Origin of the sequence: Paenibacillus sp. FSL R5-0810, assembly GCF_038002285.1 — a bacterium.
GTDB lineage: Bacteria > Bacillota > Bacilli > Paenibacillales > Paenibacillaceae > Paenibacillus_AQ > Paenibacillus_AQ lactis.
In genome coordinates, this window is the sequence record NZ_JBBOCF010000001.1 from 421,022 (window position 1) to 445,682 (window position 24,661).

24 protein-coding genes and 1 pseudogene are annotated in these 24,661 nt (G+C 47.7%); 24 read left to right on the forward strand and 1 reads right to left on the reverse strand.

Annotation, left to right across the window (positions count from 1 at the left end):
- Nucleotides 1–3: 3 nt before the first annotated feature.
- From MKX76_RS01865 to MKX76_RS29720, 19 genes and pseudogenes are all read left to right on the forward strand, one after another.
- A complete protein-coding gene (locus MKX76_RS01865; protein ID WP_007127859.1) occupies nucleotides 4–1,575 on the forward strand; it encodes a glycoside hydrolase family 43 protein in 1,572 nt (523 codons plus the stop codon).
- Nucleotides 1,572–2,594: an endo-1,4-beta-xylanase gene (locus MKX76_RS01870; protein WP_340900000.1), complete on the forward strand. Its 1,023-nt coding sequence runs from the start codon at nucleotides 1,572–1,574 to the stop codon at nucleotides 2,592–2,594. Before MKX76_RS01865 ends, MKX76_RS01870 begins: the two co-directional genes overlap by 4 nt.
- A gap of 338 nt (nucleotides 2,595–2,932) precedes the next feature.
- Entirely contained in the window at nucleotides 2,933–3,679 is a 747-nt protein-coding gene (locus MKX76_RS01875) for a hypothetical protein (RefSeq protein ID WP_007127861.1), read from the forward strand.
- 13 nt (nucleotides 3,680–3,692) lie between these two features.
- Nucleotides 3,693–5,381, forward strand: coding sequence for a substrate-binding and vWA domain-containing protein (locus MKX76_RS01880; protein WP_341032842.1), 1,689 nt, complete (start codon nucleotides 3,693–3,695; stop codon nucleotides 5,379–5,381).
- A gap of 33 nt (nucleotides 5,382–5,414) precedes the next feature.
- Entirely contained in the window at nucleotides 5,415–6,554 is a 1,140-nt protein-coding gene (locus MKX76_RS01885) for a toxic anion resistance protein (RefSeq protein ID WP_007127863.1), read from the forward strand.
- Between the two features lie 1,274 nt (nucleotides 6,555–7,828).
- Complete coding sequence (locus MKX76_RS01890; RefSeq protein ID WP_341032844.1) at nucleotides 7,829–8,275, forward strand: hypothetical protein; 447 nt, start codon at nucleotides 7,829–7,831, stop codon at nucleotides 8,273–8,275.
- A gap of 587 nt (nucleotides 8,276–8,862) precedes the next feature.
- On the forward strand, nucleotides 8,863–9,804 hold the full coding sequence (locus MKX76_RS01895) for an ABC transporter substrate-binding protein (RefSeq protein WP_341032845.1): 942 nt from the start codon (nucleotides 8,863–8,865) through the stop codon (nucleotides 9,802–9,804).
- A gap of 80 nt (nucleotides 9,805–9,884) precedes the next feature.
- Nucleotides 9,885–10,841 (forward strand): FecCD family ABC transporter permease, encoded by a 957-nt coding sequence (locus MKX76_RS01900; protein ID WP_341032847.1) that lies wholly within the window; start codon nucleotides 9,885–9,887, stop codon nucleotides 10,839–10,841.
- Nucleotides 10,838–11,890, forward strand: a complete 1,053-nt coding sequence (locus MKX76_RS01905; protein WP_341032849.1) for a FecCD family ABC transporter permease — start codon at nucleotides 10,838–10,840, stop codon at nucleotides 11,888–11,890. Before MKX76_RS01900 ends, MKX76_RS01905 begins: the two co-directional genes overlap by 4 nt.
- Before the next feature lie 32 nt (nucleotides 11,891–11,922).
- Nucleotides 11,923–12,738 carry an ABC transporter ATP-binding protein gene (locus MKX76_RS01910; RefSeq protein ID WP_007127869.1) on the forward strand — a complete coding sequence of 272 codons (816 nt, stop codon included), beginning with the start codon at nucleotides 11,923–11,925 and terminating at the stop codon, nucleotides 12,736–12,738.
- 250 nt (nucleotides 12,739–12,988) lie between these two features.
- Nucleotides 12,989–14,176 (forward strand): GTP-binding protein, encoded by a 1,188-nt coding sequence (locus MKX76_RS01915; RefSeq protein WP_341032851.1) that lies wholly within the window; start codon nucleotides 12,989–12,991, stop codon nucleotides 14,174–14,176.
- 34 nt (nucleotides 14,177–14,210) lie between these two features.
- Nucleotides 14,211–15,026, forward strand: coding sequence for an AAA family ATPase (locus MKX76_RS01920; protein WP_341032853.1), 816 nt, complete (start codon nucleotides 14,211–14,213; stop codon nucleotides 15,024–15,026).
- Nucleotides 15,027–15,119: 93 nt separating this feature from the next.
- Nucleotides 15,120–15,269, forward strand: coding sequence for a 50S ribosomal protein L33 (gene rpmG, locus MKX76_RS01925; protein WP_341032854.1), 150 nt, complete (start codon nucleotides 15,120–15,122; stop codon nucleotides 15,267–15,269).
- Between the two features lie 77 nt (nucleotides 15,270–15,346).
- The gene (locus tag MKX76_RS01930) at nucleotides 15,347–16,054 is read left to right on the forward strand and encodes a metal ABC transporter ATP-binding protein (RefSeq protein WP_341035012.1); all 708 of its coding nucleotides are present in this window, start codon (nucleotides 15,347–15,349) and stop codon (nucleotides 16,052–16,054) included.
- The gene (locus MKX76_RS01935; protein WP_341032855.1) at nucleotides 16,000–16,863 is read left to right on the forward strand and encodes a metal ABC transporter permease; all 864 of its coding nucleotides are present in this window, start codon (nucleotides 16,000–16,002) and stop codon (nucleotides 16,861–16,863) included. The genes MKX76_RS01930 and MKX76_RS01935 overlap by 55 nt, the downstream gene beginning before the upstream one ends.
- Nucleotides 16,856–18,052: a metal ABC transporter substrate-binding protein gene (locus MKX76_RS01940; protein WP_341032856.1), complete on the forward strand. Its 1,197-nt coding sequence runs from the start codon at nucleotides 16,856–16,858 to the stop codon at nucleotides 18,050–18,052. The genes MKX76_RS01935 and MKX76_RS01940 overlap by 8 nt, the downstream gene beginning before the upstream one ends.
- Nucleotides 18,053–18,058: 6 nt before the next feature.
- Nucleotides 18,059–18,193: pseudogene (locus MKX76_RS01945) on the forward strand (30S ribosomal protein S14); the annotation flags it as partial.
- Nucleotides 18,194–18,378: 185 nt separating this feature from the next.
- Entirely contained in the window at nucleotides 18,379–18,840 is a 462-nt protein-coding gene (locus MKX76_RS01950; protein WP_028404689.1) for a Fur family transcriptional regulator, read from the forward strand.
- Nucleotides 18,841–19,298: 458 nt separating this feature from the next.
- On the forward strand, nucleotides 19,299–19,667 hold the full coding sequence (locus MKX76_RS29720; RefSeq protein WP_007127878.1) for a hypothetical protein: 369 nt from the start codon (nucleotides 19,299–19,301) through the stop codon (nucleotides 19,665–19,667).
- Between the two features lie 322 nt (nucleotides 19,668–19,989).
- On the opposite strand, the gene MKX76_RS01955 is transcribed toward MKX76_RS29720, so the two are convergent.
- Nucleotides 19,990–20,772, reverse strand: a complete 783-nt coding sequence (locus MKX76_RS01955) for a M15 family metallopeptidase (RefSeq protein ID WP_007127879.1) — start codon at nucleotides 20,770–20,772, stop codon at nucleotides 19,990–19,992.
- 376 nt (nucleotides 20,773–21,148) lie between these two features.
- On the opposite strand from MKX76_RS01955, the gene MKX76_RS01960 reads away from it, so the two are divergent.
- From MKX76_RS01960 to MKX76_RS01980, 5 genes are all read left to right on the forward strand, one after another.
- Nucleotides 21,149–21,616 (forward strand): NUDIX domain-containing protein, encoded by a 468-nt coding sequence (locus MKX76_RS01960; protein WP_007127880.1) that lies wholly within the window; start codon nucleotides 21,149–21,151, stop codon nucleotides 21,614–21,616.
- Nucleotides 21,617–21,648: 32 nt separating this feature from the next.
- On the forward strand, nucleotides 21,649–22,173 hold the full coding sequence (locus MKX76_RS01965; RefSeq protein WP_007127881.1) for a 2'-5' RNA ligase family protein: 525 nt from the start codon (nucleotides 21,649–21,651) through the stop codon (nucleotides 22,171–22,173).
- Between the two features lie 51 nt (nucleotides 22,174–22,224).
- On the forward strand, nucleotides 22,225–22,908 hold the full coding sequence (locus MKX76_RS01970) for an HAD family hydrolase (RefSeq protein ID WP_341032858.1): 684 nt from the start codon (nucleotides 22,225–22,227) through the stop codon (nucleotides 22,906–22,908).
- A gap of 86 nt (nucleotides 22,909–22,994) precedes the next feature.
- Nucleotides 22,995–23,951, forward strand: coding sequence for a 5'-nucleotidase (locus MKX76_RS01975; protein ID WP_341032859.1), 957 nt, complete (start codon nucleotides 22,995–22,997; stop codon nucleotides 23,949–23,951).
- An 11-nt stretch (nucleotides 23,952–23,962) separates the two neighbouring features.
- Nucleotides 23,963–24,619 carry an HAD family hydrolase gene (locus tag MKX76_RS01980; protein WP_341032860.1) on the forward strand — a complete coding sequence of 219 codons (657 nt, stop codon included), beginning with the start codon at nucleotides 23,963–23,965 and terminating at the stop codon, nucleotides 24,617–24,619.
- Nucleotides 24,620–24,661: the final 42 nt, after the last annotated feature.

Consider the following 24,661-nt stretch of genomic DNA (forward strand, 5'->3'; position numbering starts at 1 on the left):
AACATGACGATACATGCAATCAGTTATGCGAACCCAGTTCTTCCGGGGTTTTATCCAGACCCGAGCATTGTCCGGGCAGGGGATGACTTTTATATGGTTTGCAGTTCATTTGAATATTTCCCGGCCGTGCCGATTTTCCGCAGTCGTAATTTAGCAGATTGGGAACAAATCGGGCATGTGCTGGACCGGGACAGCCAGCTGGATCTGAGGGCACGGCGAAGCTCGGACGGAATCTATGCACCGACGCTAAGGTACCATAACGGAACGTTCTATATGATTACGACGGATGTTTATGGAATTGGGAACTTTTACGTAACCACCCAGGATCCGGCCGGCCCATGGTCCGATCCGATCCTGGTCCCGTATGGTGGGATCGATCCCTCTTTGTTCTTCGACGATGACGGCAAAGTATATGTGACCGCCCAGCAGGGTGCTGATTACGACTCCCATGCCATCCAGTACGAAATTGACATTGCCACCGGAAAAGCGTTGTCCGAGCCGGTAGTCATCTGGAGGGGGGACGGCGGTCCATGGACGGAAGGGCCCCACTTGTACAAAATAAACGGCATGTATTACATCATGTCCGCTTCCGGCGGCACGGCGAAGGATCACCGGGAAATTATCGGACGGAGCGCGAGTCCCTATGGGCCGTTCGAGCTGTATCCGCATCCGATTCTGACACACCGGGGGATCGAGCACCCCATTCAGTATTTAGGCCATGCGGACCTCGTGGATGATATGAACGGTGATTGGTGGGCAGTATTTCTTGGCGTTCGACTTGTTGATTCGGGATACAGCGTACTCGGCAGGGAGACATTTCTTGCTCCTGTAACCTGGAATGACGAGGGATGGCCGATGATCGACAACAATGAAGGCACCGTAAATCTCGATATGCGCGTAAAACGGTTACCGGGGACGCCAGAGAGGATAAAGTCCGGGCCGATGGCCCTGTTCGAAGGCAAGGATGATTTTGATGAGCCTAAGCTCCGGCATGGCTGGACCTTCCTTCGGAACCCGGCGGAAGGAAGCTGGTCGTTAACCGAGCGAGAAGGCTGGCTTACCTTGAGAGGACAGTCCGCCGGCTTAAATGACGTGGGTCAGGTTGCTTTTGTAGGCAGACGCCAACAACATGTCCGGGCGGAATGGAGGACTTTGCTTGAATTCGGTGCGATCCGCGATGGCGAGGAAGCGGGGATATGCGCAAGAAGGGATGAGGACGCCCATTATGAAATTTTTCTAAAGCAGGAAGATGGGCGGAAGATGATCGGCGCCAGACTGACCGTAAGAGGCGAATCCAAATTGGCGGCGGAAGTACCGGTCCATGCGGACTCGGTATATTTAAAGATTAGCTCGGACGTAACCGGCTATTCGTTGTCCTATTCGCTGGACGGGCTTGAGTGGATCCGGCTCGGCAAGGGAGCCGCCAAGCCGCTGTCACCGGAGGATTTCGTAAACAAAATGTGCTTTACCGGAGTGCTTATCGGACTCTACGCAAGCGGTAATGGGAAACCCGCTTCGGGCTCAGCCAGCTTTGACTGGTTTGAGACCAGGATTGGTAAGGAGGAAGAGATATGAATGTATCGGTACCGGCCGAGTCCGCACTTAAAGACATATTCGCGGAAGACTTCCATATAGGTGCGGCGGTCAGTAGTAATACGATCAAGTCGCAGGAGAGTCTGCTTACGCATCACTTTAACAGCATTACGGCGGAAAACGAAATGAAGTTCGCCAGCGTTCACCCAGAGGAAGAGCTTTACACCTTCGAGGAAGCGGATCAAATCGTGGACTTCGCGCGCAAACACGGGATGGCTGTCCGCGGACATACGCTGGTGTGGCATAACCAGACCACCGATTGGTTGTTCCGCGACAAGCAGAATCAGCTCGTGAGCAAAGCCGTGCTTTATGAAAGAATCCGTTCGCATATCCAAACGGTAGTAGGCAGATATAAGGGCGATATTTACGCTTGGGACGTTGTGAACGAGGTCATTGCCGATGACGGCGATCAGTTGCTGCGTACCTCCAGCTGGACGGAAATCGCCGGGGACGAATTCATCGCCAAAACGTTTGAATACGCGCATGCTGCCGACCCGAATGCGCTGTTGTTCTACAACGACTACAATGAGTCCCATCCAAGCAAACGGGATAAAATTTATACCTTGGTCAAGTCTCTTCTGGACCGGGGAGTACCTATTCACGGCATTGGCCTGCAGGCACACTGGAATCTGTTCAACCCGTCCTTGGATGACATCCGGGCAGCCATCGAAAAATATGCTTCGCTAGGATTGCAGCTCCAGCTCACGGAACTGGATGTGTCGGTATTCCGTTTCGAAGATAAGCGGGCCGATCTGACCGAGCCTGAACCGGGAATGCTGGAACAGCAGGCTGAATTCTACGAAGCCGTGTTCAAGCTGCTTAAGGAATACAGCGATGTAATTAGCGCGGTGACGTTCTGGGGAGCTGCGGACGACCACACCTGGCTCAGCGATTTTCCGGTACGTGGGCGCAAAAACTGGCCGCTGCTGTTCGATGAGCGGCACAGGCCGAAGCCGGCTTTTTATCGCTTAGCTGCTCTTGCCAATCATCTTCGGCGTTGATGATAGCTGAATTTATTAAATATGAAATAGAGCTGTGCCCTCTGAATCAGGTGGGTGCAGCTCTATATTTTTATTGGGAGATTGTTGCGGTTCCTCTATACCGTTAAGACGGATTTCCTTCCATTACGAAACTAACAGGAAACCTCCGGGCAGGAGGACCGTATAATATAGGTAAATGCGGAGAGGTTCATTCGAGTTTTCTCCCAAAAAAGTGACTACTTCTTCCAATTCTCGATTAAAATGCAAAGAAAAGTAGGCTTGTCTATGGTATAATTTGCTAACAAAACAGGACATCAAAAGGGTGGTTTTATAACGATGCGTGAAGTTGGTGATGGGTATTGAGCGAGCCTAAGTTCAAAAAGTTCTTCCTTTTGATCACAATCGTCATTGTCACAAACATATTGGTTTGGTCCAGAGGCTTTCTTGGGGTATCTCTTAAAGCCGAGAGTCCCCTGATCGTTGCTTTCGGGGCTGCTTTTCTTGCAGCGAGCTTGATCGCTTTAGTTTATGGAAGTTATACATACCTGTTTAAACCGAAGCCGGTTGTGAAGACGAAGAAAGAGGTTGTTACGCATGAGGACTACGTGGAGGCCATGAGCCGCTACCGTTCCATTGCGGTGCTTAAGCAAGATGTAGAGCTTGCGTTAAATCAGCTGGACCGGATGAAGAACCGGAAGCTGAAACTGCTGGAGGTATTGGAGCAGCGATTTGATGCGTCCGAATTGAGCTATAAAAAGTTCAATTCCGTAATCCATGAGGTCGAGAACCTGTTTTACATGAATATCAAAAGCATTCTCAATAAGCTTGGCGTGTTCAGTGTCTCTGATTTTGCCGCGATTGCTGATTTGCGAAAGAACAAAAAGCTCTCAGCGCGAATCATTGAGGAGAAGATCGAGGTTTACAATGAGTACCTTAATTTTGTGAATGAATCCTTAAATACGAATGAAGAAATTTTATTAAAGCTAGATAAGCTCCTTCTTGAGATTGCTCGTCTAGGAAGCTTGGATTTAGAGAGCATTGAAAACATGGCTTGCATGAAAGAAATCGATGCTCTGATCAGCCAAACCAAACTGTACAAAGACTGAAAGGGGTCATGGAATGTCCGGCAGAGGTAAAGTCATTGGTTTTCTTGCCGCAATTGTAGTTGTCGTTTTTGCAGTCGTCTATTTCGGAATCAGTGCCACTTCGAATCTTGGGAGCGGGGCTCAGCCGCTAACAGCTGAGGAGGCCACGAAGAAGCTTGATAAGCTGTACAGTAAGATTAAAGTCAAAACACCAGAGCCCATTAAAGGACAGATTGATTTAAATCCGGTGGACGTGGCGGAATCCCTGCCCGACATCGATAAGTTCCCGGTCTCGGTCAAAAACTCCACACCTCATTTCGTTGAAATCTTCTCTTCACCCGAGAAAGCAGGGTCAGGGGTCGACGGATGGTTGAATGAGGTGGCGACGGATTTCAATAAAGCCAAAGTCACCGTCAATGGAAAGCCTGTGTCTGTGATGATCCGAAGCATTAACTCGGGAACTGCGGCAGACTACATAAAGTCCGGCAAATACGTGCCGGATGCCTTTACGCCATCTAATGAATTGTGGATGGAGATGATCAAATCGGGCGGTATTAAGACCGAACGGATCTCGAAGAGCCTGAACGGGAATGTTCCGGGCATCGTGATCGATAAAGGAAAATATGATGAGCTGAAGAGCAAGTATGGCGAGGTTAACATCAAAACGGTAACGGAAGCGATTGCAGCCAGCGAGCTGTCGATGGGTTACACGGATCCGTTTGCCAGCTCGACCGGACTCAATTTCCTGGTCGCTGCGCTTAGCGCGTTCGACAGCAAAAATCTGCTGAGTGACAAGGCCGTCGAAGGATTTGAAAAATTCCAGGCCAACGTCCCATTCCTTGCATTAACCACACTGCAGATGAGGGAAGCCGCCGAATCCGGGCGATTGGATGCTTTTGTTCTGGAATATCAAACCTTCTTTAATGAAGCCGAGCTTCGGTCAGCCTATGAATTCGTTCCGTTTGGCGTAAGACACGACAGCCCGCTGTATGCCCTTGGGGATACCCCGGCGCTTAAGAAACAAATCTTGAAGAAGTTTGCCGACTTTGCCGCTCAGGATAAATATCAGAAGAGCGCGAGCAAATACGGTTTTAACCAGCTGGCAGACTATAAACCGGAAGCCAAAGTCGTGAACGGCGGAACCATTTCCCGGGCGCAGAAGCTTTGGAAGGACAAGAAAAATGGCGGAGCCTCCATTACGGCTGTGTTTGTAACCGACGTGTCGGGCAGTATGTCCGGTGAACCGATTAATCGCTTACGGCAATCCTTGATTCAAGGTCAGAAGTATCTGGGTTCACAGAACAGCATCGGTCTTGTCTCCTATTCGGATGATGTCACCATCAACCTCCCGATCGGGAAGTATGACACGAACCAGCAGTCCCTGTTCGTCGGTGCCGCCGAGAACCTGGTTCCGGAGGGCAACACCGCTACATTTGACGGGATTGTCGTAGCCATGAAGCTGCTGCAGGATGAAATCGCCGCGAATCCGAATACGAAGCCGGTCATTTTCGTACTGAGCGACGGGGATACGAACCGGGGCAGTAAGCTAAAGGATGTCCAAGGCTTGATTGAGGCGTTTAAAATTCCGATTTACACGATCGGCTACAACGCGGACATTGAAGCCCTTCAGAAGATTTCAAGCATCAATGAAGCTGCAAGCATCAATGCCGACACCGACGACGTTGTCTATAAGATCGGCCAATTGCTGAATGTGCAAATGTAACACATTATATATTCGGTTAAAGGGGGTTTTTGTATGACTTTTACAATGACTGTACCAAATGAGAATGAAATCAAGACGGTGCTGGAGGAACAAGTCGCTCCTGTCGATGAAGAAATGAAGCAGCTGATGACGCAGGCCGAGACCAATGTAAAGTCCTTGATGGACATTGACCTGGACTCGCTTGAACAGCGCCGGGGCATTCTGACCAGCATCGATTCTTTCGGGATGGGCACGATGCGCCAGTCCTCTGACAAAAACTCCTTGCTCAAAGTGACCGTCGGTAAGCTGTCGAAGGCCGGCGATGAAGGCGGGCCTGTAGCCAAGGGACTCACGGAGCTTCATCTCCATCTGAAGGATCTGGATCCCAGCGGGATTGATTTTCTCAAAACAGGCTTTCTCGGAAAGCTCTTTAATCCGGTTCGTGCCTACTTTGTGAAATTCAAGAAAGCGGATGAAGTCATTTCGGAAATCGTAGAAACCTTGGATAAAGGCAAGGCGACCCTCAAAAACGATAACACGACGCTTGAGATTGAACAGCAGTTCCTTCGCGATCTCACGAAACAGCTTCAGAAGGAGATTCAGCTCGGAATGTTCATGGACCAGCGGATTGAGCAGGAGCTGACTTTGGAGCAGGAGCGCGGCGGCGATCCGGAGAAGATTCGTTTTATCTCGGAAGAGGTCCTCTTCCCTCTGCGTCAGCGTTTGATGGATATGCAGCAGATGCTTGCGGTGAATCAACAGGGCTATTTGGCCTTTGAGGTTCTGATCCGCAACAATAAGGAGCTGATTCGCGGGGTAGATCGGGCGAAGACGGTTACCGTGTCGGCATTGCGTGTCGCGGTCACGGTAGCGAGCGCCCTGTACAATCAGAAGATTGTATTAGAGAAGATTGAGGCGCTGAACAAGACGACAAACACCTTCATCGAAGGGACAGCGAAGATGTTGAAATCCCAAGGGGTGGCCATCCAGAAGCAAGCCATTAACAGCAGTGTTTCGGTGGATGTGCTGAAGAAGGCGTTTGCCGATACATTCGAGGCGATGGAGGCTATCAGCACCTTTAAGCAGCAGGCCCTTCCGAAGATGCGGGAGACGATCGACCAGTTCCGTGAGCTGGCTGACAGTGGTGAAGAGCAAATTGTCCGGCTTGAGCGTGGGAAGAAGATTGCGGGTTAAGCGTGAAGGTTGTTCGGCGTAGCACGTGCAAGTGCAGGGCTTCGATAAGTGGAGGTTGCTCAGTGTGCGCGCAGGTGCAGCTTCGAAGTGTGAAGGTAATTCATCACTTCGCATGCGGATGGTGCTTCAGTAGGTGATGCTCCTAGGCGTGAAGGGAACTCAGTGGGGAGTGCAGGTGCAGCTTCGATGCGTGAAGGTAGCTCATCACCCCGCATGCGGATGGTGCCTCCGATCGCTGTTGTCACCGGATTTCTTGAATGGGATTGGTAAATGGGGAAATCCGGAGACAAAGGCGACCACTTCGTTTCTCCAGCCCCATTCCGCCTGCTCCGTTGAAGTCTTACCGTTCGAGGCCAACCGTTGGTGGAAGCGGCCCTTCCCCCCTATCAGTGGGGGGAAGGGGGAAAGCCGCTCAGGTGTATACGTCCTGAGCGGCTTTTTGCTGTGCTGGTGGTGGGGCCTCGATGTGTGAAGGTGCAGGCTCTGAAGTATTGAAGGATGCTCAAACGGAGCGTGTAGGTGCAGCTTCGAAGTGTGAGGGTCAGTGGAGCGTGCAGTTGGGGCCTCGAAGTGTGAAGGTAGCTCATCACTCCGCATGCGGATGGTGCCTCTTATCGCTGTTGTCACCGGATTTCTTGAAAGGGATTGGTAAATGGGGAAATCCGGAGACAAAGGCGACCACTCACGTTTCTCCAGCCCCATTCCGCCTGCTCCGTTGAAGTTCTTACCGTTCGAGGCCTAACCGTTGGTGGAAGCGTCCCTTCCCCCCTATCAGTGGGGGGAAGGGGGAAAGCCGCTCAGGTGTGTACGTCCTGAGCGGCTTTTTGCTGCGCTGGTGGTGGGGCCTCGATGTGTGAAGGTAGCTCAGCGGAGCGTGCAAGTGCTGGCCCCGATGTGTGAAGGTTGCTCATTACTCCGCATACGGAAGGTGCTTCCGATTGCTGCTGAATGGTAATTTCCCTAAGATCCGTTATAGTATGGTAGAATGAGCGGAGAAACTTGAGGGAACCTGCCCCTGTCCGAGTTGAGGTTTAAGTATGAGCTGGGCGGTGTTTAGGTTTGAACGGCACTGAACGAAATGAACACCATTAAAGCTATGGTTGGTTCAATACTTTTTACATTCAGGTGAATGGTACCGTGCTGGAAAGGCATACAAATGAATCATTAGACAGCATACGAATTAGCTAATCTTCGCGGGAGTCGGGCTGTTATTGCACCAGGCATGCGACGATTTCGGGAAGTCAATTGGGAATCAAAGGATGAAAGGGAGAGCGATGAAATACATTATAGGTTTCATTTTGCTGATGCTGTTGATGACGGGATGTTCAGGTAAAGAAGACAACGTGCCTGATCTGGACAATAGGATGTCTAAGGTAATTTCTTACGAGTTAAATCAAGTTGAACCTGAACATAGTGAGCAGGTCCGTGATTGGTTGGCTAAAGCTAGACAAAGCGGGAAAGAGGGGCAGTTTTTTGTTCATTCATTCAGTAATGACACAGATGAATACGTGTATAACTATGTGTACAAAAAAGGGGCTTCCGATTATGAAGTTTCCTTTATTTATAATCCCGATGACCCGAGAAGTAAAGGAAGCGTACATGTGTCAGGGATCAACCATTCGGCGAATGACTCTTTTGTTAAGATCAAATTAATTAACGATTTATCGATTCTGGTAAATCTGTCCGATGACCCCATTGGAAAGAAACTGCAAGATCAATAAGGACAACGGGATCAGCATGCCACTGATGTCGGCGGGTCGGAAGAATGGAGAATTGAAGGAAGTTTTAATAGAGGCGAGGGATCGGTAACGGTGAGAAGACAATAGCATATTAGTCCAAGAGGCCGCGTTGCCGCGGCTTTTTTGTATGTAAGCGATCGGGATTTTTGTCTAATCCGCGACGAATCTTCTTGGAAAAATATGTTGACTATTTCATGGCGGCATGCTATATTTCTTTCGAATTTAATAGTAATAATTACAATTTAATTACCTCGATAATGTATTTTAGGTGGTGGAGATCAATGTGATTAAGAAGGGAATACATATCATTTTCATGGGCAGTTCAGTGATTTTCATGCGTTTAATTTGTAATTATTACAACTATAGGTAAGGGGATGTACCATATGCGCAAACGTCTAGGTATCGTATTTTTGATAATTGCAGCACTCATTTCTGGCTGCAGCAGTGTTCCTCAAAAAACGGCGACTGAGACCGCAACGGACAGAATGGATCCAAATGCTGAAGGGGGAGCGTTAAATGCTGGAGGGGTAGTGCCAAGTGATGAAGAGGCAACGCTAAATGCTGGAGGGATGGCGCCACATGGTGAAGGGGCCGCGTCAAATGCTGAGGAGACAGCGTCAAATGAGGAAAGAACAAGCGCCGAAGCGACATTCAAGGATGTAACCGGAACGGAGATATCCGTTGCCCTGCCGGTGGAGAAGGTCGCGTGTTTAACAGAGATCTGCGTAGATGCCCTGGTTGAGCTGGGATTGAAACCTGCTGCGGTAACGGCAGGAGGACTTGCGCCTGAACCGGAATTTTATGGTGAAGAAGCAGCAAGCCTTGGAAAAATCGGAGGAAGCTTCTTTGAACCCAATTTGGAGGATATTTCGTTGGCGGGACCGGATATTGTCATCGGATTGGAAGGAACCCATGAAGGGTTGCGGGAAGGCTTAGCCGGCATTGCTCCGCTATATATCGTTCAGCCCAAGAGTATGCAAGAATCGATCGAGTTCCTGCAGCATATGGGCCAGCTGACCGGAAGAGTAACCGAAGCCGAAGCGGCCGAGAAGCGCTTGCTGGATAAATTCAATTACTACAAGGAACACAGTCCGAAGGATAAGACCGCATTGGTGATGTACGGGTCTGATGTAAATTTCGGGATCGATACGGCCGGGTCGCTTGTGGGCTCAGTGCTGGCGGAAGTCACGCAATACCCATGGCCTGCACCCGAGGCTGACGGCGGCCACCAAGCAGGGGGGATGGCTTATTCTTTGGAAAAGGTGCTTGAGAACGATCCGGATTATATTTTTGTCGAAACTTTCACGTTCAGCCCCGACTCACAGCCATTATCCGAGCAATTCAAGACGAACCCGCTGTGGTCCAGACTCCGCGCGGTGAAGAATGGACAGGTTCATGAGATGCGTACATCCGTATGGGCCAGCGGCAGGGGAACGCGGTCGCTCGGCATCATTTTAGACGAAGCGATGAGCCACATGTATCCCGAGCTTTATAAGAAAGCGGTGGAATAGCTTTGCAGCGTACCGATCCCACCATAATCAAGAGAGCAAAAATAGGGGGAGCGCCCCTTTTTTTTGCATTGTTTTTCACGATGGCTGCTGTGATATCAATCGGCATGAAGTACGGCTACCCGGAAATATCCTGGTCAGGTTTGCAGCAGCTGCTGTTCTTTAACGGGGGAACCGAACTCGAGAGGGTGTCCGTTCTGGAGATCAGGCTTCCTCGAATCGTATTAGGTTGCATTGCCGGAGCGATGCTGGGATTATGCGGCGTTCTTCTGCAGGATGGACTTCGAAATTCATTAGCAAGTCCGGAGTTGTTAGGTGTTTCTTCGGGAGCTTCGTTTATGATGGCTCTTGTTACGGTTTTACATGTTCCCGTCTCCTATGGCATGCAGCCATGGTTTGCCCTTCTTGGAGGACTTATAGGCGGGGCTGTGGTTATTTTGGCAGCCGGGGGAAGAAATGGAGGCATACATATTATCCTTATCGGCGCTGCTGTCACTGCGATCATGAACGGATTGGTGGTATGGGTGATTACGATGGGGTCATCCAATAGTGCGAGCCTCTTGTTTACGTTTCTGATGGGGAATTTGGCGAACCGCAATTGGACTCATGTCGGTCATCTGTTGCCTTGGGCGCTCGTTACGATTCCCCTTTCCTTAAGCTTCGCCAGATCTTTGAACGTACTGCGCTTGGGGAGCGAGACGGCCGAAGGACTGGGACTTCATGTCATGCGGGTGCGTATTTATCTGCTCATCGTATGCTGCACGATGACGGCAGCGGTTGTATCCCAGTGCGGACCTATTGGCTATATTGCCTTGATCGCTCCACACCTGATACGGAGCCTATCACAGCAATATGACGCAAAGTTCGTTCTTCCATTCTCGGCAATGCTCGGAGCCGTCCTGTTAACAACGGCCGATATCCTGGCACGAACCGTGTTTATGCCCAGGGAAGTGCCTGTCGGGCTTTGGACGACTTTAATCGGCGGACCTGTTATTATCGGATTGTTTTTGCGTAAGCTTGGGGGGCGGTCTTCAGAATGAACAAGCTGATCCGTAATCGCAATCCCTATGAGATGACATATAAGATCGGACTCCTGGCAGCCTTGCTGCTTGTCCTGATTCTGTGTGTCATGCATATCGCATTTGGCAAAGTGGTGGTTTCACCGCAGCATATTCTGCGTGCATTGGCGAACGTACATGAAGAGGCACACCATCGACAAATCATATGGCAGCTTCGATTGCCAAGGACTTTGATTGCGCTTGTAGCGGGCGCCATGCTGGGCTTGGCAGGAGCGATTCTTCAGTCCATAACCCGCAACCCGTTGGCAGAGCCGGGATTACTCGGCGTATCGGCAGGCTCGGTGTTGATGATCGTCATTTGGATCACATTTGCTGACGGTTTAGGGGATGCGACGAGGTATCTTCCTTTGGTTGCATGGACCGGCGGCATCGGCACCGTCCTTTTTGTTAACGCATTAAGTCTTGGCAAGGGAATGGATATCACCAGGCTTGCGTTAGTCGGAATACTAACGGGCAGCGTATTGCAATCCTGCACCTCATTGATCCTGCTCCGGCATACGGAAGCGGTCGGCAGCATCTTGTTATGGATGATCGGCTCCCTTAATGGCCGGGTATGGGTGCATTGGGATATGCTTTGTCCTTGGGCATTAGTCATCATCCCTCTCGGTCTTCTTAGCGCTGGAGCTGCGAATGCGTTGCAATTAGGGCAGTCTACGGCGGCTAGTCTGGGCGTGTCTGTTCGTCGAATGAGATGGATGATGCTCATCCTGGCGGCATTGCTGACCGCAGGAGCGGTTGCAGCTGTTGGCGCGATCGGATTTATTGGTCTTATCGGTCCTCATATTGCAAGGAGACTGGTAGGCCAAGATGCAAGAAGATTATTCCCTTTCAGTACGGTTGTCACAGGCGTGCTGCTGCTCGGCGCCGATGTCATTGCCCAGGCCGTATCGTTCGAGCTGCATGTATTCGGTTTAAGCTCGCAAGTTTCCCTTCCGGTAGGGGCAGTTACCGCCTTTATGGGGGCTCCTTTTTTTCTGTATCTCATTAAGCAAAAAAGAAAATCACATTGAATGTTTCAACGAACAAGGAGACAGAGACGAAGATGAAAGAAGATCAATCCCAAAAACCCTTGCTGGAAGCTCAGAACATAGAGCTGCGATATAACGACAAACCCATCCTCAAAGAGCTGTCTATGGATATCCTATCGGGTGGTGTGACTGCGCTCTTGGGCACCAACGGATCCGGCAAATCCACGCTGCTTAAAACCATGGCACGGCTGCTTATGCCGCAGAAAGGGTGTGTATATCTGGATGGGCATGCCATTGCAAAAGAATCTCCGAGGTCCTTGGCAAGGAAGATGGCGATACTCCCTCAGTCACCGGAGGTTCCGATGGCCATTACGGTCAGAGAGCTGGTAGAGCAGGGACGGTATCCTCATGTAGGTCCGCTGCGGATGTTGAAAAAGCAGGATCATGCTGCGATCGAAGAAGCGCTTAAAGTTACCGGTATGCAAGCTTTCGAGCAGCGGCCGCTGGATTCTCTCTCGGGGGGAGAAAGGCAGCGAGCGTGGATTGCCATGGCGATCGCGCAGTCGACTCCCGTGTTAATGCTGGATGAGCCCACGACATTTCTGGATGTTCGACATCAGTTGGAGATACTGGAGCTCGTTAGGAGGCTGAACCAGGAGAGGGGGACTACGATCATTGTTGTGCTTCATGATTTGAATCAGGCGGCGAGATACGCGGATCGCATGGTTGTTCTAAAGGACGGGCGGATTGTACGGGATGGTACGCCGGATCGAGTGCTGACTGAAGCTGTGCTGCAGGAAGTGTTCGGAATACACGCTACGGTGTTGAAGGATCCTGTGGCGGGAACGCCCATATTCCTGCCCCATTCAGTCGTTCATCGTGAAGGATGAGGAATTGCTCAACGCTTACAAAATCAAGGGCTGGTAGACCAGGGATCCATGATCATCTTTGGTCTATTCGCTGTGGTTTTTTTGGAGCCAAGATGATTTGTGATCCTAACGAACTGCCGTATCGAAATATGGACGTTTGACATTTTGAATAAAAGCAATTATATTAGGGTTGTCATAAATCGTAATCATTACGAATAATATGGATTAGTCTATTTTAAGTCCAATATCAAGTCACAAGGAGAAGAATGCAATGACACAACAACAAATCCCCGTAACGGTACTCAGCGGGTATCTAGGCTCGGGAAAAACGACGGTATTAAATCACGTACTGAATAACCGGCAAGGCCTGAAGGTCGCTGTCATTGTAAATGACATGAGCGAGATTAACATTGATGCAGCACTGGTTAAGGGAGAGGCGTCCTTATCCCGCACGGAAGAGAAGCTGGTTGAGATGTCCAACGGATGCATATGCTGCACGCTGCGAGATGATTTAATGAAGGAAATCGAAAAACTCGCGAGCGAACAACGGTTTGATTACATTCTGATTGAATCCACAGGCATCAGCGAACCGATCCCGGTCGCTCAGACATTTACATATGCCGACGAAGAGACAGGGATCGATTTAACGAATCTGGCCAAGCTCGATTGTTTGGTCACCGTCGTGGACGCGAATCGATTCTGGCAGGATTTCGCATCCGGTCAGAGCCTTCTGGACCGCAATCAGGGCGCGGGAAGCGAAGATGATCGTGATGTCGTGGATTTGCTGATCGATCAGATCGAAACCTGCGATGTACTGCTCCTAAATAAATGTGATCTCGTGGATGACGCGGAATTGAACAAGCTTGAAGCTGTCCTTCGGAAGCTGCAGCCAAGCGCCAAGATCATTCGTACCCGGCATGGACAGGTCGATCCGTCGGAGATCTTGAATACGGGATTGTTTGATTTTGAACGTGTAAGTTTGTCAGCCGGATGGATCCAGGAATTGCAAAAAGAAGCGCATGTCCCGGAGACCGAAGAGTATGGAATCAGCTCCTTCGTGTATCGCCGCAGAAGGCCCTTTCATCCATCCCGGTTGGCTGAATTCATGGGGGAATGGCCTGAACAGGTTGTTCGAGCCAAAGGACTGGTGTGGTTGGCTGCAGATGGAGATGTTGCGGCAAGCTTAAGCCAAGCTGGCCCTTCGATTCAGTTTGGACCCGCCGGATATTGGGTTGCCGCGCTTCCTGCAGCCGAAAGAGAGGAGATTTTACGAACCGAGGAGGATGTACGGGTGAAATGGGACACCCATTGGGGAGACCGGCAAACCGAGTTGGTGATGATCGGGATCGATATGGACCGAGAGCATATTGAGGCTGCGTTGGATCAGTGTCTGCTTACCGATGGGGAAATGAGCTTGAATTGGGCGTGCTTTGAGAATCCATTGCCTTGGATTGCATAACTGATTATATACACTGAAGGAGCAGCAGCCATTCATGAGTAAAAGTAATGCGAGCCAGCGTCTTCCCCGTGCGAAGGGAATTGACATGGCAAACCTATATTCACCCAAAGAATGTACCAGAAAGGCAAAGCATCTCATTTTGTCAGAAGTCAATCAAAGAATTGTGAAAGAATTTATTGAAATTTTAGGAATGAGGGAGGAGTTTGAACAGCATGGCGTGCCGGTTCCAAACAAGATTGTCATGTACGGACTTCCCGGAACAGGTAAGACGTTAACGGCTTTTTACATGGCTAAGGTCCTTGAGCTTCCACTTGTCTTGGTTCGCTTGGACGCGATCATTCACAGTCATTTGGGGGAAACCGGAAGCAATATCCGTAAAATATTCGATTATGCCAGCGCGTTCCCGTGTGTCCTGTTTATGGACGAATTCGATGCCATAGCCCGGACTCGAGATAACAACGATGAAGTCAAGGAGATGGCGCGTGCTGTAAATACGTTGCTCCAATGCTTGGATGATTTTGGAGACCGGAGCATTATAATGGCCGCCACCAATTTGGAAAAGGATCTGGATCAGGCGATATGGCGCCGGTTCGATACGAAGTTAATCTATACCGTGCCTGGGCAGGAGCAAATGAAGCAATATATTGAAATTCTCATTGGCGAATTTGAATGTGATCCGTCAATTTTCACTGAAACTTGCCGGCAGCTTGCAAGGTGCAGCTTTGCTGATATCGAGCAAATTGTGCTAAAAGCAAAACGTAAAGCGATTATTGAGCGAATGCCTCTTCAGATGAAGCATATGCAGAACGCGATTGAAGAGTATAAACCAATAATTGTCGCTGCTTATTAATAGAAGTCATCATCCGATTGGGGATTGACAAAGGATACACATAGAGATTACGATTTCTAATCGTAAAAATTACTAATAAGGAGGATGCAAAATATGAGAGTCATCGTTACATTGGCATGCGCCGAAACGGGAGATCGGAATTACACGACAACCAAAAATAAGAAAAATCATCCTGAGCGTTTGGAAATGCGCAAGTATTGCCCTAGATTGAAAAGATATACGCTGCATCGCGAGACACGTTAATATAGGCAGTGTTATTAATCGTAATTATTACGCAAGACAGTGTTGAATGTTCTGTCATGAGGAAGGAAGAGATTGAAATGATTTTGTCCTCCATGCGCGACGTCGTGTTTGGATACGGAGATCGAACTGTTATCCAGGACCTGTCACTGGATATCCATACCGGGCAATTTATCGCGATTTCAGGTCCCAATGGTGCAGCGAAATCGACCCTGCTGAAATTGATGCTGGGCTTGACCAAGCCTTGGAGCGGAACGATTGAAATGAATCGTGTATCGGAGGACGGATCACCAATAACGGTTGGTTATGTTCCCCAGCTTGTGGCTTCGTTTAATGCCGGTTTCCCCAGCAAAGTCATCGAACTTGTTCGTTCAGGCCGTTATCATCGTCTCGGGTTGTTCAAACGGTTTGCAGCCAGCGATCATGAGGCCGTCAAGAAAAGCCTGATGGAAGTGGGAATGTGGAAATATCGCAACCATAAGATTGGTGAATTGTCAGGGGGTCAGAAGCAACGGGTTTGTATTGCCAGAGCGTTGGCTCAGGAGCCGGAGGCGCTAATCCTTGATGAGCCAACAACCGGGATGGATGAAGCGAGCCGTAAAGAGTTATACGAGCTGCTGGATCACTATGTGAAACATAGAGGAAAAACGGTGATCATGGTTACCCATGCATTGGAGGAAATCGATCCTTACCTGGACCGGGTCGTCCATCTGGAACGAAAGGAGGATACGGGATGGCGATGCTCGGTTACGAATTCATGCAGCGTGCGTTTTGGGCAGGAGGCCTGATTGGTGTTATCGCTCCGATCCTCGGCGTATATTTAATGCTTCGACGGCAGGTGCTTATGGCTGACACCCTCTCCCATGTATCGCTGGCAGGGGTGGCATTAGGATCGTTCCTGCATCTCAATCCGACGATAAGCGGATTTGTGATCGCCATTATCGGAGCGCTTGTCATTGAACAGCTTCGAAGGGTATACCGAACCTACACCGAGGTGCCGGTCGCCATTATCATGACGTCCGGACTGGCAGTGGCCGTCGTCCTGATGAGTTTGAATCCGCATTTGAATAAAAGCTTTAGTTCCTACCTTTTTGGATCCATCGTTGCGGTCAGTGATACCCAGCTCGCTTTGATTGCCATCGTAGCCGCATTAGGGCTGGTGTTTTTTGTTGCCTTACGCCGGCCCCTTTATAACTTTGCCTTCGATGAGGAGACTGCTGCGATTTCAGGGACTCGGGTTTCGCTTCTTTCCTTTTTATTCGCCGTGTTTACAGGCATGACGGTCGCTGCTTCCATGCCGATCGTTGGCGTATTGCTAGTATCGGCACTTATTGTACTTCCAGCCTCGATCGCACTCCGGATTGCTCCCGGGTTTATAGCTGCCATGGGCGTAGCCGTCCTTACAGGATGGGTTGGCGTTTTCTCGGGACTAACCGCCTCCTACTATTTGAATTCGCCGCCTGGTGGCACGATTGCTCTCATTTTGTTAGGGTTCTTGCTCATAGCTGTATTCATTCAGAAGCTATTGCAATTGCGAAATCGAAGATCTGTACAAATAAACAAACCGAAAGTAAGAGGAGTTATTAATCATGATTAAGAGTTATAAACGAATCCTTGCCGCTTTTTCATTATCCGCAGCATTGGCTGTCGCGGGCTGCGGCTCTGCCAAGCCAAGTGAATCCAATGGAAGCATGAATACAACAAATAGCCAAGTAACAGATACATCAACAGCAGCAAAATTAAAGATTAAAACAAGCTTCTATCCGATGTATGAATTCACGCGCCAAGTTGCTGGTGATATGGCGGATGTCGAGAATTTGGTTCCGGCAGGGGTTGAACCGCATGACTGGGAACCTACGCCGCAGGATATGGCAGGCATTGCTGATGCTGACGTGATTGTCTATAACGGTGCCGGTATGGAGAGCTGGATCGATCAGGTACTGGATAGCGTAAAAGATCGCGATCTGAAGGTAATTGAGGCAAGTCAAGGAATAGAGATCATGGAAGGCGAAGGGCATTCCCATTCGCATGACCATGGCGCAGAAGGTGAACATAGCCAAGAAGATGAACATGCCCATGACCATGGCGCAGAAGGCGAACATAGCCACGAGGATGAACATGCGCATGACCATGGCGCAGAAGGTGAACATAGCCACGAAGATGAACATGCGCATGACCATGGCGCAGAAGGTGAACATAGCCACGAAGATGAGCATGCCCATGACCATGGCGCAGAAGGCGGGCATCATCATGATCACGGCGGTCTTGATCCCCATGTGTGGCTTTCACCTGCTCTTGCTATTCAGCAAGTGCGTAATATTGAACAAGGCTTGGCCGAAGCAGATCCTCAGCATAAGGATGCCTACAAAGCGAATGCAGATGCCTACGTAAGCAAGCTGGAGGCGTTGGATCAGGAGTTTAAAGAAGGCTTGAAGGATTCCAAGAGAAAAGACTTCATCACCCAGCATGCTGCGTTCGGGTATTTGGCCAAAGAATACGGCTTAACCCAGGTACCGATAGCAGGCCTGTCCCCTGATCAGGAGCCATCGGCATCGCAAATGGCCAAGATTATTGAATTCGCCAAGGAAAATAACGTTAACACCATTTTCTTTGAAACGCTTGTCGCTTCAAACGTTGCAGAAACGATTGCCGCTGAAATCGGAGCAACCACTGCTGTATTAAATCCGATTGAAGGGTTGACGGAAGAGGATATTTCCAAACAGCTTGATTATATTGCGATCATGCGCCAAAATCTCCAAGCCCTGCAGGCAGCTTTAAATGAATAGATTTCGACAAGACTTCACAATCGCTCCGCGGTGACCGGCAGACGCCGAGGCTACATTAGCAAGTTTGGCGTGTCGCGGATCGTGTTTCGCGAGCTAGCCCACAAAGGACAAATTCCAGGTATCAAGAAGTCCAACTGGTAAGGTGCACGTTTGAGTAAAGATAGAGGGCGAGGGCTAACGTACTCATTGTTTGACATCCATTCATTTCATGATAGTAGCCATATATGACATTTCCCTTCATTCTTGATAAAATACAAGAATAAATCTTTTTCAAAACATGGAGACGGTATTATGCAGGATGTTTTGTATACTCAGGAAGGGAACGTATGGTAATGAAGGAGAACAGCCAAGCCAAAGTGAAAGACATGCTGAATACGATGGCGCGAAATGGATGGAGAGTAACGGAACAAAGAAGGACGTTAGCTCAGATCTTCGCTGACCACGACGGTTATTTATCACCCAAAGATGTATATGATCAAATGTCCGTCTATTACCCGAGCATGAGTCTGGATACGGTTTATCGTAATCTTCGCATGTTAAGTGAGATGGGGGTTTTGGAGCATTTCTATTTTATGGACGGGGGTTTAAAGTTCAAAGAGAACTGCACGACCCACCACCATCATCATTTGATTTGCGTTAACTGCGAAAAAACACTTCCCTTTGATTACTGTCCAATGGACCACGGTTTTGTATTACCCGGGAATTACAAAGTCTTGCGGCATCGCTTTGAGGTTTATGGATTATGCGAAGGCTGCCAAGCACTTGAGAAGGAAGAGACTTTGGAATAAGGAAAGTCCATGATAAAAAAATAATAGGCCTCTCAGCTGGAACGGGCGTATGCCTAGAGCTGGGAGGTCTTTTAGCGTAAATCGGGAAATAGCTTATGCAGCCGCATAACCAGCAAGCTGTTCATGGAACCAGTCCTCGTCAAAGTTGAGGTTACTATATCGTTTTGATAAGTTCACCTCGTATCGTGCAGCGGAAAGCAGCACATGTAAGGAGTTACCCATAACAACTTGGGATATCAGAAGTTGGGTGAGAAAGGTTCCTGTTGTTGTATTGTCCGGATTTCCTTAAATAGTTAAATCGATGACTATGAATCTTGTAAATAGACTTGAGAGGATTTAAGGATAACGAAATCTATGTTTATACGAAAAAACAAACTTTTAAACTGATATTTTTGCCTTATACCATTCTCTCAACTTGGTAATATACTATATCATTCCCAAGAAAAGGAGTGGTATAGATGGCAAACAGCGATTTACGTCTTGCTCTTTGGTCTGGCCCTAATTTTTCTGTTCGTAGGATTCTCTTCAGACGCGGAGGTGTTGCAATTCGCGATCTTGGAGCATTTCGATTTGACAACATCCTTTCGAGTTTTCGGCTTAGAAATGTAGTGGAAAGCTCTCAAGTAACCCTTGTACTATTTTCGAGAATTAACTTTCAGGGATCATTCCGTGTATTCCGGGGAAGCCAAAATGTAGCGAACTTAGGCAATTTTGATAATGTAACATCTTCGCTCATTTTGGTAGGACGAAATCTTACGGATGCTGAAATTTCTCAAATTCAAAGCACAGGCAGACCGCCTAGAGACATCCTCATCATAAGACAGTAATTCCTGCAAAAGGGATCTCTCGATTTGGTTGGCAATATGCATCAGCATTATGGAACCGTGTAATTTAGGATGTAGGATTCATGGTCAACGAAAAGCAGCTCACTCCTCATTAGAGGATGGGCTGCTTTTGTGATTTTTCAAATCATCGAGAAAGAAATTTTCGATGCAGAAAGGGAAAGCTTCCATACTACGCTATCGGAATTGAACTATGATCAATATGAAATGGAATAATACATTATTATTTGTCCTGATGAGTTAGATGATGTTCATGTCTAAGAGGCGCTTAACACGAAACGGGCAGCAGGGCTGCCCGTTCTTAAAGTCAGATGGATTTCTGCAAGTATTGCTCAAGCGTCAAGTTCTGTCTCGTGATCTCTCCCGCAATATAAACGCCGACATACCGAACATGCCAAGGCTCGTACGAATAACCGGTAAGCTTTTCCTTACCCTTGCCATAACGAATAATGAAGCCGTATTTATGGGCGTTGGCTTTCAGCCACTTGCCTTCCTTCGTGCTGCCGAAGCTTTGCTCCAGTGCATATCCAACCGAGGCGCTGGAGATGTCCATGCTTAGACCGGTCTGATGCTCGCTCTGTCCCGGGCGCGCGCTGGTCTTGTTCGCTACGGCTTCGCCTTTGATGCTGGCGTTGCGTTCAAAGATCGATTTTTGCGTGGCGTACGAACGGTAGCCGGAGACAGCTTTGAGCTCAATGCCGTCCTTTTTAGCAGCAGCGAATAAATCCTCCAAGGCATTGGCCGCGATTTTTCTCAACTGCTTCTTAGGGCTTGGCCCAGAGAAGCTGAACGGAACATTGGGAACGACCAGATCCTTCGGAACATAAGTGGAAGGTAGATTTCTCTGCTTGTTTACCAGTACAACCGTGCTGGAAAGGTTCGTGACCGTTTGAATTCCGCCTATGGTTTTCACGGTCCGGCTCGGAGCGTTCATCTGCATAAATTTCGCGAAGCTCTGCGACGAGCGCGATGCAGCGGCAATCGCTTGATCAGCTCCCTTTGGAAAAGGCATGCAGGTTAAAGCCAAGCTTGCGACCAAGGAACCGATGACGATTTTCGGCATGAACGACGTTAATTTGCTATTTTTCATATGCTGTATCCCTCCTGATCCCATTACACATAGAGTATATAGGAGAAACATGTCGAAATAATATCTAAAATGTTTCCGACTTGTAACAAGAATCATAGATGCCTAGATGGAGGAGTCCTTTCCTATGAATCTACCGTCTTTTGACATTTAGATGTATACTTCAGGAAGTAAGCTATAAACAACCAACGACCCAGCCTAGGATTAATAGCGATCTGTGGCTGGGTCATTTCTATAGATTACAGAGAACCTAAGAAATGTAAAGAACACCTCAGAGCTAAATAAGTCCTGTAAGAACGCAGGAATGTGGGCTAAACAGGAATGTGGGCTAAACTGGTGAAATAATGAGGCTCAAACCAATTGATAAGGATGATTTTTTATGAAATATAGGGATATCAACAATCAAAAATATCATGTGCTCGCCAGAGGGGTTATTCTCTCGGATGGTAACCTATTAGTCGCGCACTGTAAGGGCATGGACAACACATTTCTTCCAGGCGGTCACGTAGAGTTTAAGGAAGGCATGAGAACCACGTTATCCAGGGAGATTAAAGAGGAGTTTGGACAAGAGAGTATCGTGGGGGAATATATAGGATGTGTTGAAGCTGATTTTGAGCTTCCCACGACCTACCATCAGGAACTCAATCATTTATTTCGAGTCGAGTTGCCACATATCGATCATTCAATAAACCCTGAATCCCAAGAGAACCATTTGGAGTTTTACTGGATTCGAATGAATGACATGGAGCAGCATAATCTGCAGCCATACCCCGTAAGAGAGGTTATTCAGAGATATTTTAATAAAGAAGAAGGACCGTTCTGGGAAAGTACATTTGAAGACCGCTGAAAGAAACTGCATAGCGAAGGAGGCCGTGACAAATGGAATTCTTTTTTGGCATTGTTCCCGAAGGGGATATTTATGAGAAGGTCATGAACGTAAGAGAAAAATATAAATATCTCGATGGATCGGACCCTCATATCACCGTCAAAGCTTCGTGTGGATTAACAGAGGATATGAACTGGTTTCCGGCATGCCGGAAGGTCATTTCAGGATTTCGGGACTTACAGATTACTGTTGGTGGGCCGAGATATTTTGGAGATAAAGATGTATTGTATCTGGATGTTCAGTCAGATGAGCTGATTGAGCTGCATAAACAACTTGTGTCGGTGTTTAAGCCAAACGAGGAAAGTATTAAGAAATGTTTTGAACTAGAGCTTTATAAGCCTCATATTACGGTAGCACGAAAATCAAGGTTATCCGAAGCTACCATTGAAGAGATGAGAAAGGATATCCTTCTTGACTTTGAAAATAACCACACGTTTTCTGTGTCCACCGTTAGTTTATTTTATCGAGCGAATAAAACCGAAAAGTACAGAATAAAGGAAGACATCAAGAGCATGTAATTCGGTAACGTAGAGGTCCTTAGGTCATCGTTATGAAAGGCGGTATATCCTATGATTCGAGCTGTTATTTTTGATCTTGATGGGACATTGCTAGACCGCAGCACTTCTCTATATCACTTTGTTGTTGATCAATATGCGAGGATTATACATAACGCTAAAAGTATAGGGATGGAGCGATATACAAACCGATTTATTGAATTAGATCATCGCGGCTATGTGTGGAAGGATCGAGTCTACCAGGAGTTGATCAAGGAGTTTGAGCTGCCGCTGGATTGGAATGAACTATTAGCTGATTATACGAGTGGATTCAGTAAACATGCTGTCCCCTTTCCGAATACGCACGAGGTTTTGGAAAGACTTAAAAACCATGGCTTTAAGCTAGGAATCATTACGAATGGAGTTGGGGACTTCCAGTCAAGTAATATTGAGGCTCTAGGAATTCAGAAGTATTTTGAAGTGATTCTGATTTCCGAAATCGAGGGCATTCGAAAACCTGATCCAGCCATATTTCTTAGGGCAGCTGAACGGATGGGGGTACAACCTCAAGCCTGCGTTTATGTAGGAGATCATCCTGCGAATGACATTGCTGCGAGCAAGAACGCGGGAATGAAAGGGATCTGGAAGGAAGATGCTTTTTATACAGAGCCGGTTGGATGTGATGGAATGGTCAGAGATTTGCTCGAGATCGAGAGAATCATAGAGCAATGGAATCTTGGGATTAAGCCCATGAAGTAGGTGACCAGTTATCATTTCACAAGCAAGCGATTATAAAATTAAAAAAATTTAGTATTACAGCAGGAAGCAGAAAGGGCGAAAGAACTATGCCATTTGATATTGAGAGTAAATTTGTAATTGCGGTGGCTTCAAGTGCATTGTTTGATTTAACAGAGTCCCATCGTGTATTTAGCGAAGAAGGAGAGGAAGCCTATCGAGCGTACCAAAGAGAACATGAGAATGAAATACTAATGCCTGGTGTTGCATATCCGCTAATAAAAAGGCTATTAAGCATAAATACTCCTCAAGATCAAATCGTTGAAGTTATCCTTCTTTCTCGAAATGATCCTGATACGGGTTTGCGCGTTTTCAAGTCTATCGAACGTTATGGATTAACCATTAGTAGAGCTGTTTTTGTGGCAGGAAGCAATCCCTTTAAATATATGGCAGCCTTTAATGCAACCCTTTTTCTATCCGGTAATCCAGATGACGTTAAAGAAGCTGTTGAACATGGGTACCCTGCAGGATGTATCTATCCTTCGGACTATGTCGATGATGAACAGGATAATGAAATACGATTAGCATTTGATTTCGATGGTATCATTGCTGATGACTCGGCTGAGTCTATATTTCAAAGTGGTGCTTTAGATAAATTTCATTCACATGAGAAGGAGATGGCTAGTGAGCCTTTGCCTGCGGGGCCGCTATTAAGATTCTTCACAGAAATCTCCAAACTTCAGCAACGAGAGATACATAAGAACCAAAATGATCCCACCTATAAACCTAGAATTAGAATAGCTATTGTTACTGCAAGGAATGCGCCTGCCCATGAAAGAATGATTACTACACTTAGAAAGCTTGATATTCGAGTGGATGAAGCGTTTTTTCTTGGAGGAGTCGAAAAAATAAGGGTGTTGAATGTTTTTATGCCACATATATTCTTTGACGATCAAGTAGGTCATATCGAGGGAGTAGCCAGAAAATTCCCTTCGGTTCATGTTCCATTTGGAGTCGTAAATAACAAGAGAAAAAACCTTAAGACTAATAACGGATCTAAAATATAGATTTAATTGAGGTGACCACTTTGAAATATAAAGCGATTTTGTTCGACTTTGACGGAACATTGGCAGATACGCTGCCTGTTTGTTTTTATTCGTTTCAAAAGGTCTTTACTACCTATGATCAACGAACATTATCGGATCAAGATATTGTTGCCATGTTCGGACCATCCGAAGTTGGTATCATTCAACAGAATTTACGCTGTAAAGATCGGGTTCATGAAGCGGTTGCTGATTACTATTTGCACTACGAAAGAGAACATAGCAGATTCGTATCCGGTAACCAAGAAATCCTCGAATTGATAAATCTCATTCACCACAAAGGGATGTTGACCGGAATCGTAACCGGAAAGGCAAGAAGAAGCTATGAAATATCCGTAAAGCATCTATTTCCAGATGATCTGTTCCAAGTATCGATAACCGGTGACGATGTTGTTGATCCCAAGCCTCATCCGGAAGGGATTATCAAGGCTATGAAGCTATTGGGATGCTCGCCTCAAGAAACGTTATTTGTCGGAGATAGTCAGGCAGATATTGAAGCAGGAGTTAGGGCCAAGGTGAAGACTGTAGGAGTGAATTGGCTCGACAATTCTCATGGCAGCGAGTTATTAATAAAGCCGGACTATGAATTCTCCAGCGTATCGGAGTTTATTAAAGAACTGATTGAAAAGTAAGAGTTGGAGGAGAGTACGATTATGTATCGCTCGTATGGAGAG

Coding starts and splice junctions, on each gene's coding strand:
- MKX76_RS01865 (WP_007127859.1), top strand. CDS start 4: ATGACGATACATGCAATCAGTTATGCGAACCCAGTTCTTCCGGGGTTT.
- MKX76_RS01920 (WP_341032853.1), top strand. CDS start 14,211: ATGAGTAAAAGTAATGCGAGCCAGCGTCTTCCCCGTGCGAAGGGAATT.
- MKX76_RS01900 (WP_341032847.1), top strand. CDS start 9,885: ATGGCTGCTGTGATATCAATCGGCATGAAGTACGGCTACCCGGAAATA.
- rpmG (WP_341032854.1), top strand. CDS start 15,120: ATGAGAGTCATCGTTACATTGGCATGCGCCGAAACGGGAGATCGGAAT.
- MKX76_RS01965 (WP_007127881.1), top strand. CDS start 21,649: ATGGAATTCTTTTTTGGCATTGTTCCCGAAGGGGATATTTATGAGAAG.
- MKX76_RS01955 (WP_007127879.1), bottom strand. CDS start 20,772: ATGAAAAATAGCAAATTAACGTCGTTCATGCCGAAAATCGTCATCGGT.
- MKX76_RS01975 (WP_341032859.1), top strand. CDS start 22,995: ATGCCATTTGATATTGAGAGTAAATTTGTAATTGCGGTGGCTTCAAGT.
- MKX76_RS01935 (WP_341032855.1), top strand. CDS start 16,000: ATGGCGATGCTCGGTTACGAATTCATGCAGCGTGCGTTTTGGGCAGGA.
- MKX76_RS01930 (WP_341035012.1), top strand. CDS start 15,347: ATGATTTTGTCCTCCATGCGCGACGTCGTGTTTGGATACGGAGATCGA.
- MKX76_RS01885 (WP_007127863.1), top strand. CDS start 5,415: ATGACTTTTACAATGACTGTACCAAATGAGAATGAAATCAAGACGGTG.
- MKX76_RS01890 (WP_341032844.1), top strand. CDS start 7,829: ATGAAATACATTATAGGTTTCATTTTGCTGATGCTGTTGATGACGGGA.
- MKX76_RS01910 (WP_007127869.1), top strand. CDS start 11,923: ATGAAAGAAGATCAATCCCAAAAACCCTTGCTGGAAGCTCAGAACATA.
- MKX76_RS01905 (WP_341032849.1), top strand. CDS start 10,838: ATGAACAAGCTGATCCGTAATCGCAATCCCTATGAGATGACATATAAG.
- MKX76_RS01895 (WP_341032845.1), top strand. CDS start 8,863: ATGGCGCCACATGGTGAAGGGGCCGCGTCAAATGCTGAGGAGACAGCG.
- MKX76_RS29720 (WP_007127878.1), top strand. CDS start 19,299: ATGGCAAACAGCGATTTACGTCTTGCTCTTTGGTCTGGCCCTAATTTT.
- MKX76_RS01940 (WP_341032856.1), top strand. CDS start 16,856: ATGATTAAGAGTTATAAACGAATCCTTGCCGCTTTTTCATTATCCGCA.
- MKX76_RS01960 (WP_007127880.1), top strand. CDS start 21,149: ATGAAATATAGGGATATCAACAATCAAAAATATCATGTGCTCGCCAGA.
- MKX76_RS01870 (WP_340900000.1), top strand. CDS start 1,572: ATGAATGTATCGGTACCGGCCGAGTCCGCACTTAAAGACATATTCGCG.
- MKX76_RS01915 (WP_341032851.1), top strand. CDS start 12,989: ATGACACAACAACAAATCCCCGTAACGGTACTCAGCGGGTATCTAGGC.
- MKX76_RS01880 (WP_341032842.1), top strand. CDS start 3,693: ATGTCCGGCAGAGGTAAAGTCATTGGTTTTCTTGCCGCAATTGTAGTT.
- MKX76_RS01970 (WP_341032858.1), top strand. CDS start 22,225: ATGATTCGAGCTGTTATTTTTGATCTTGATGGGACATTGCTAGACCGC.
- MKX76_RS01950 (WP_028404689.1), top strand. CDS start 18,379: ATGGTAATGAAGGAGAACAGCCAAGCCAAAGTGAAAGACATGCTGAAT.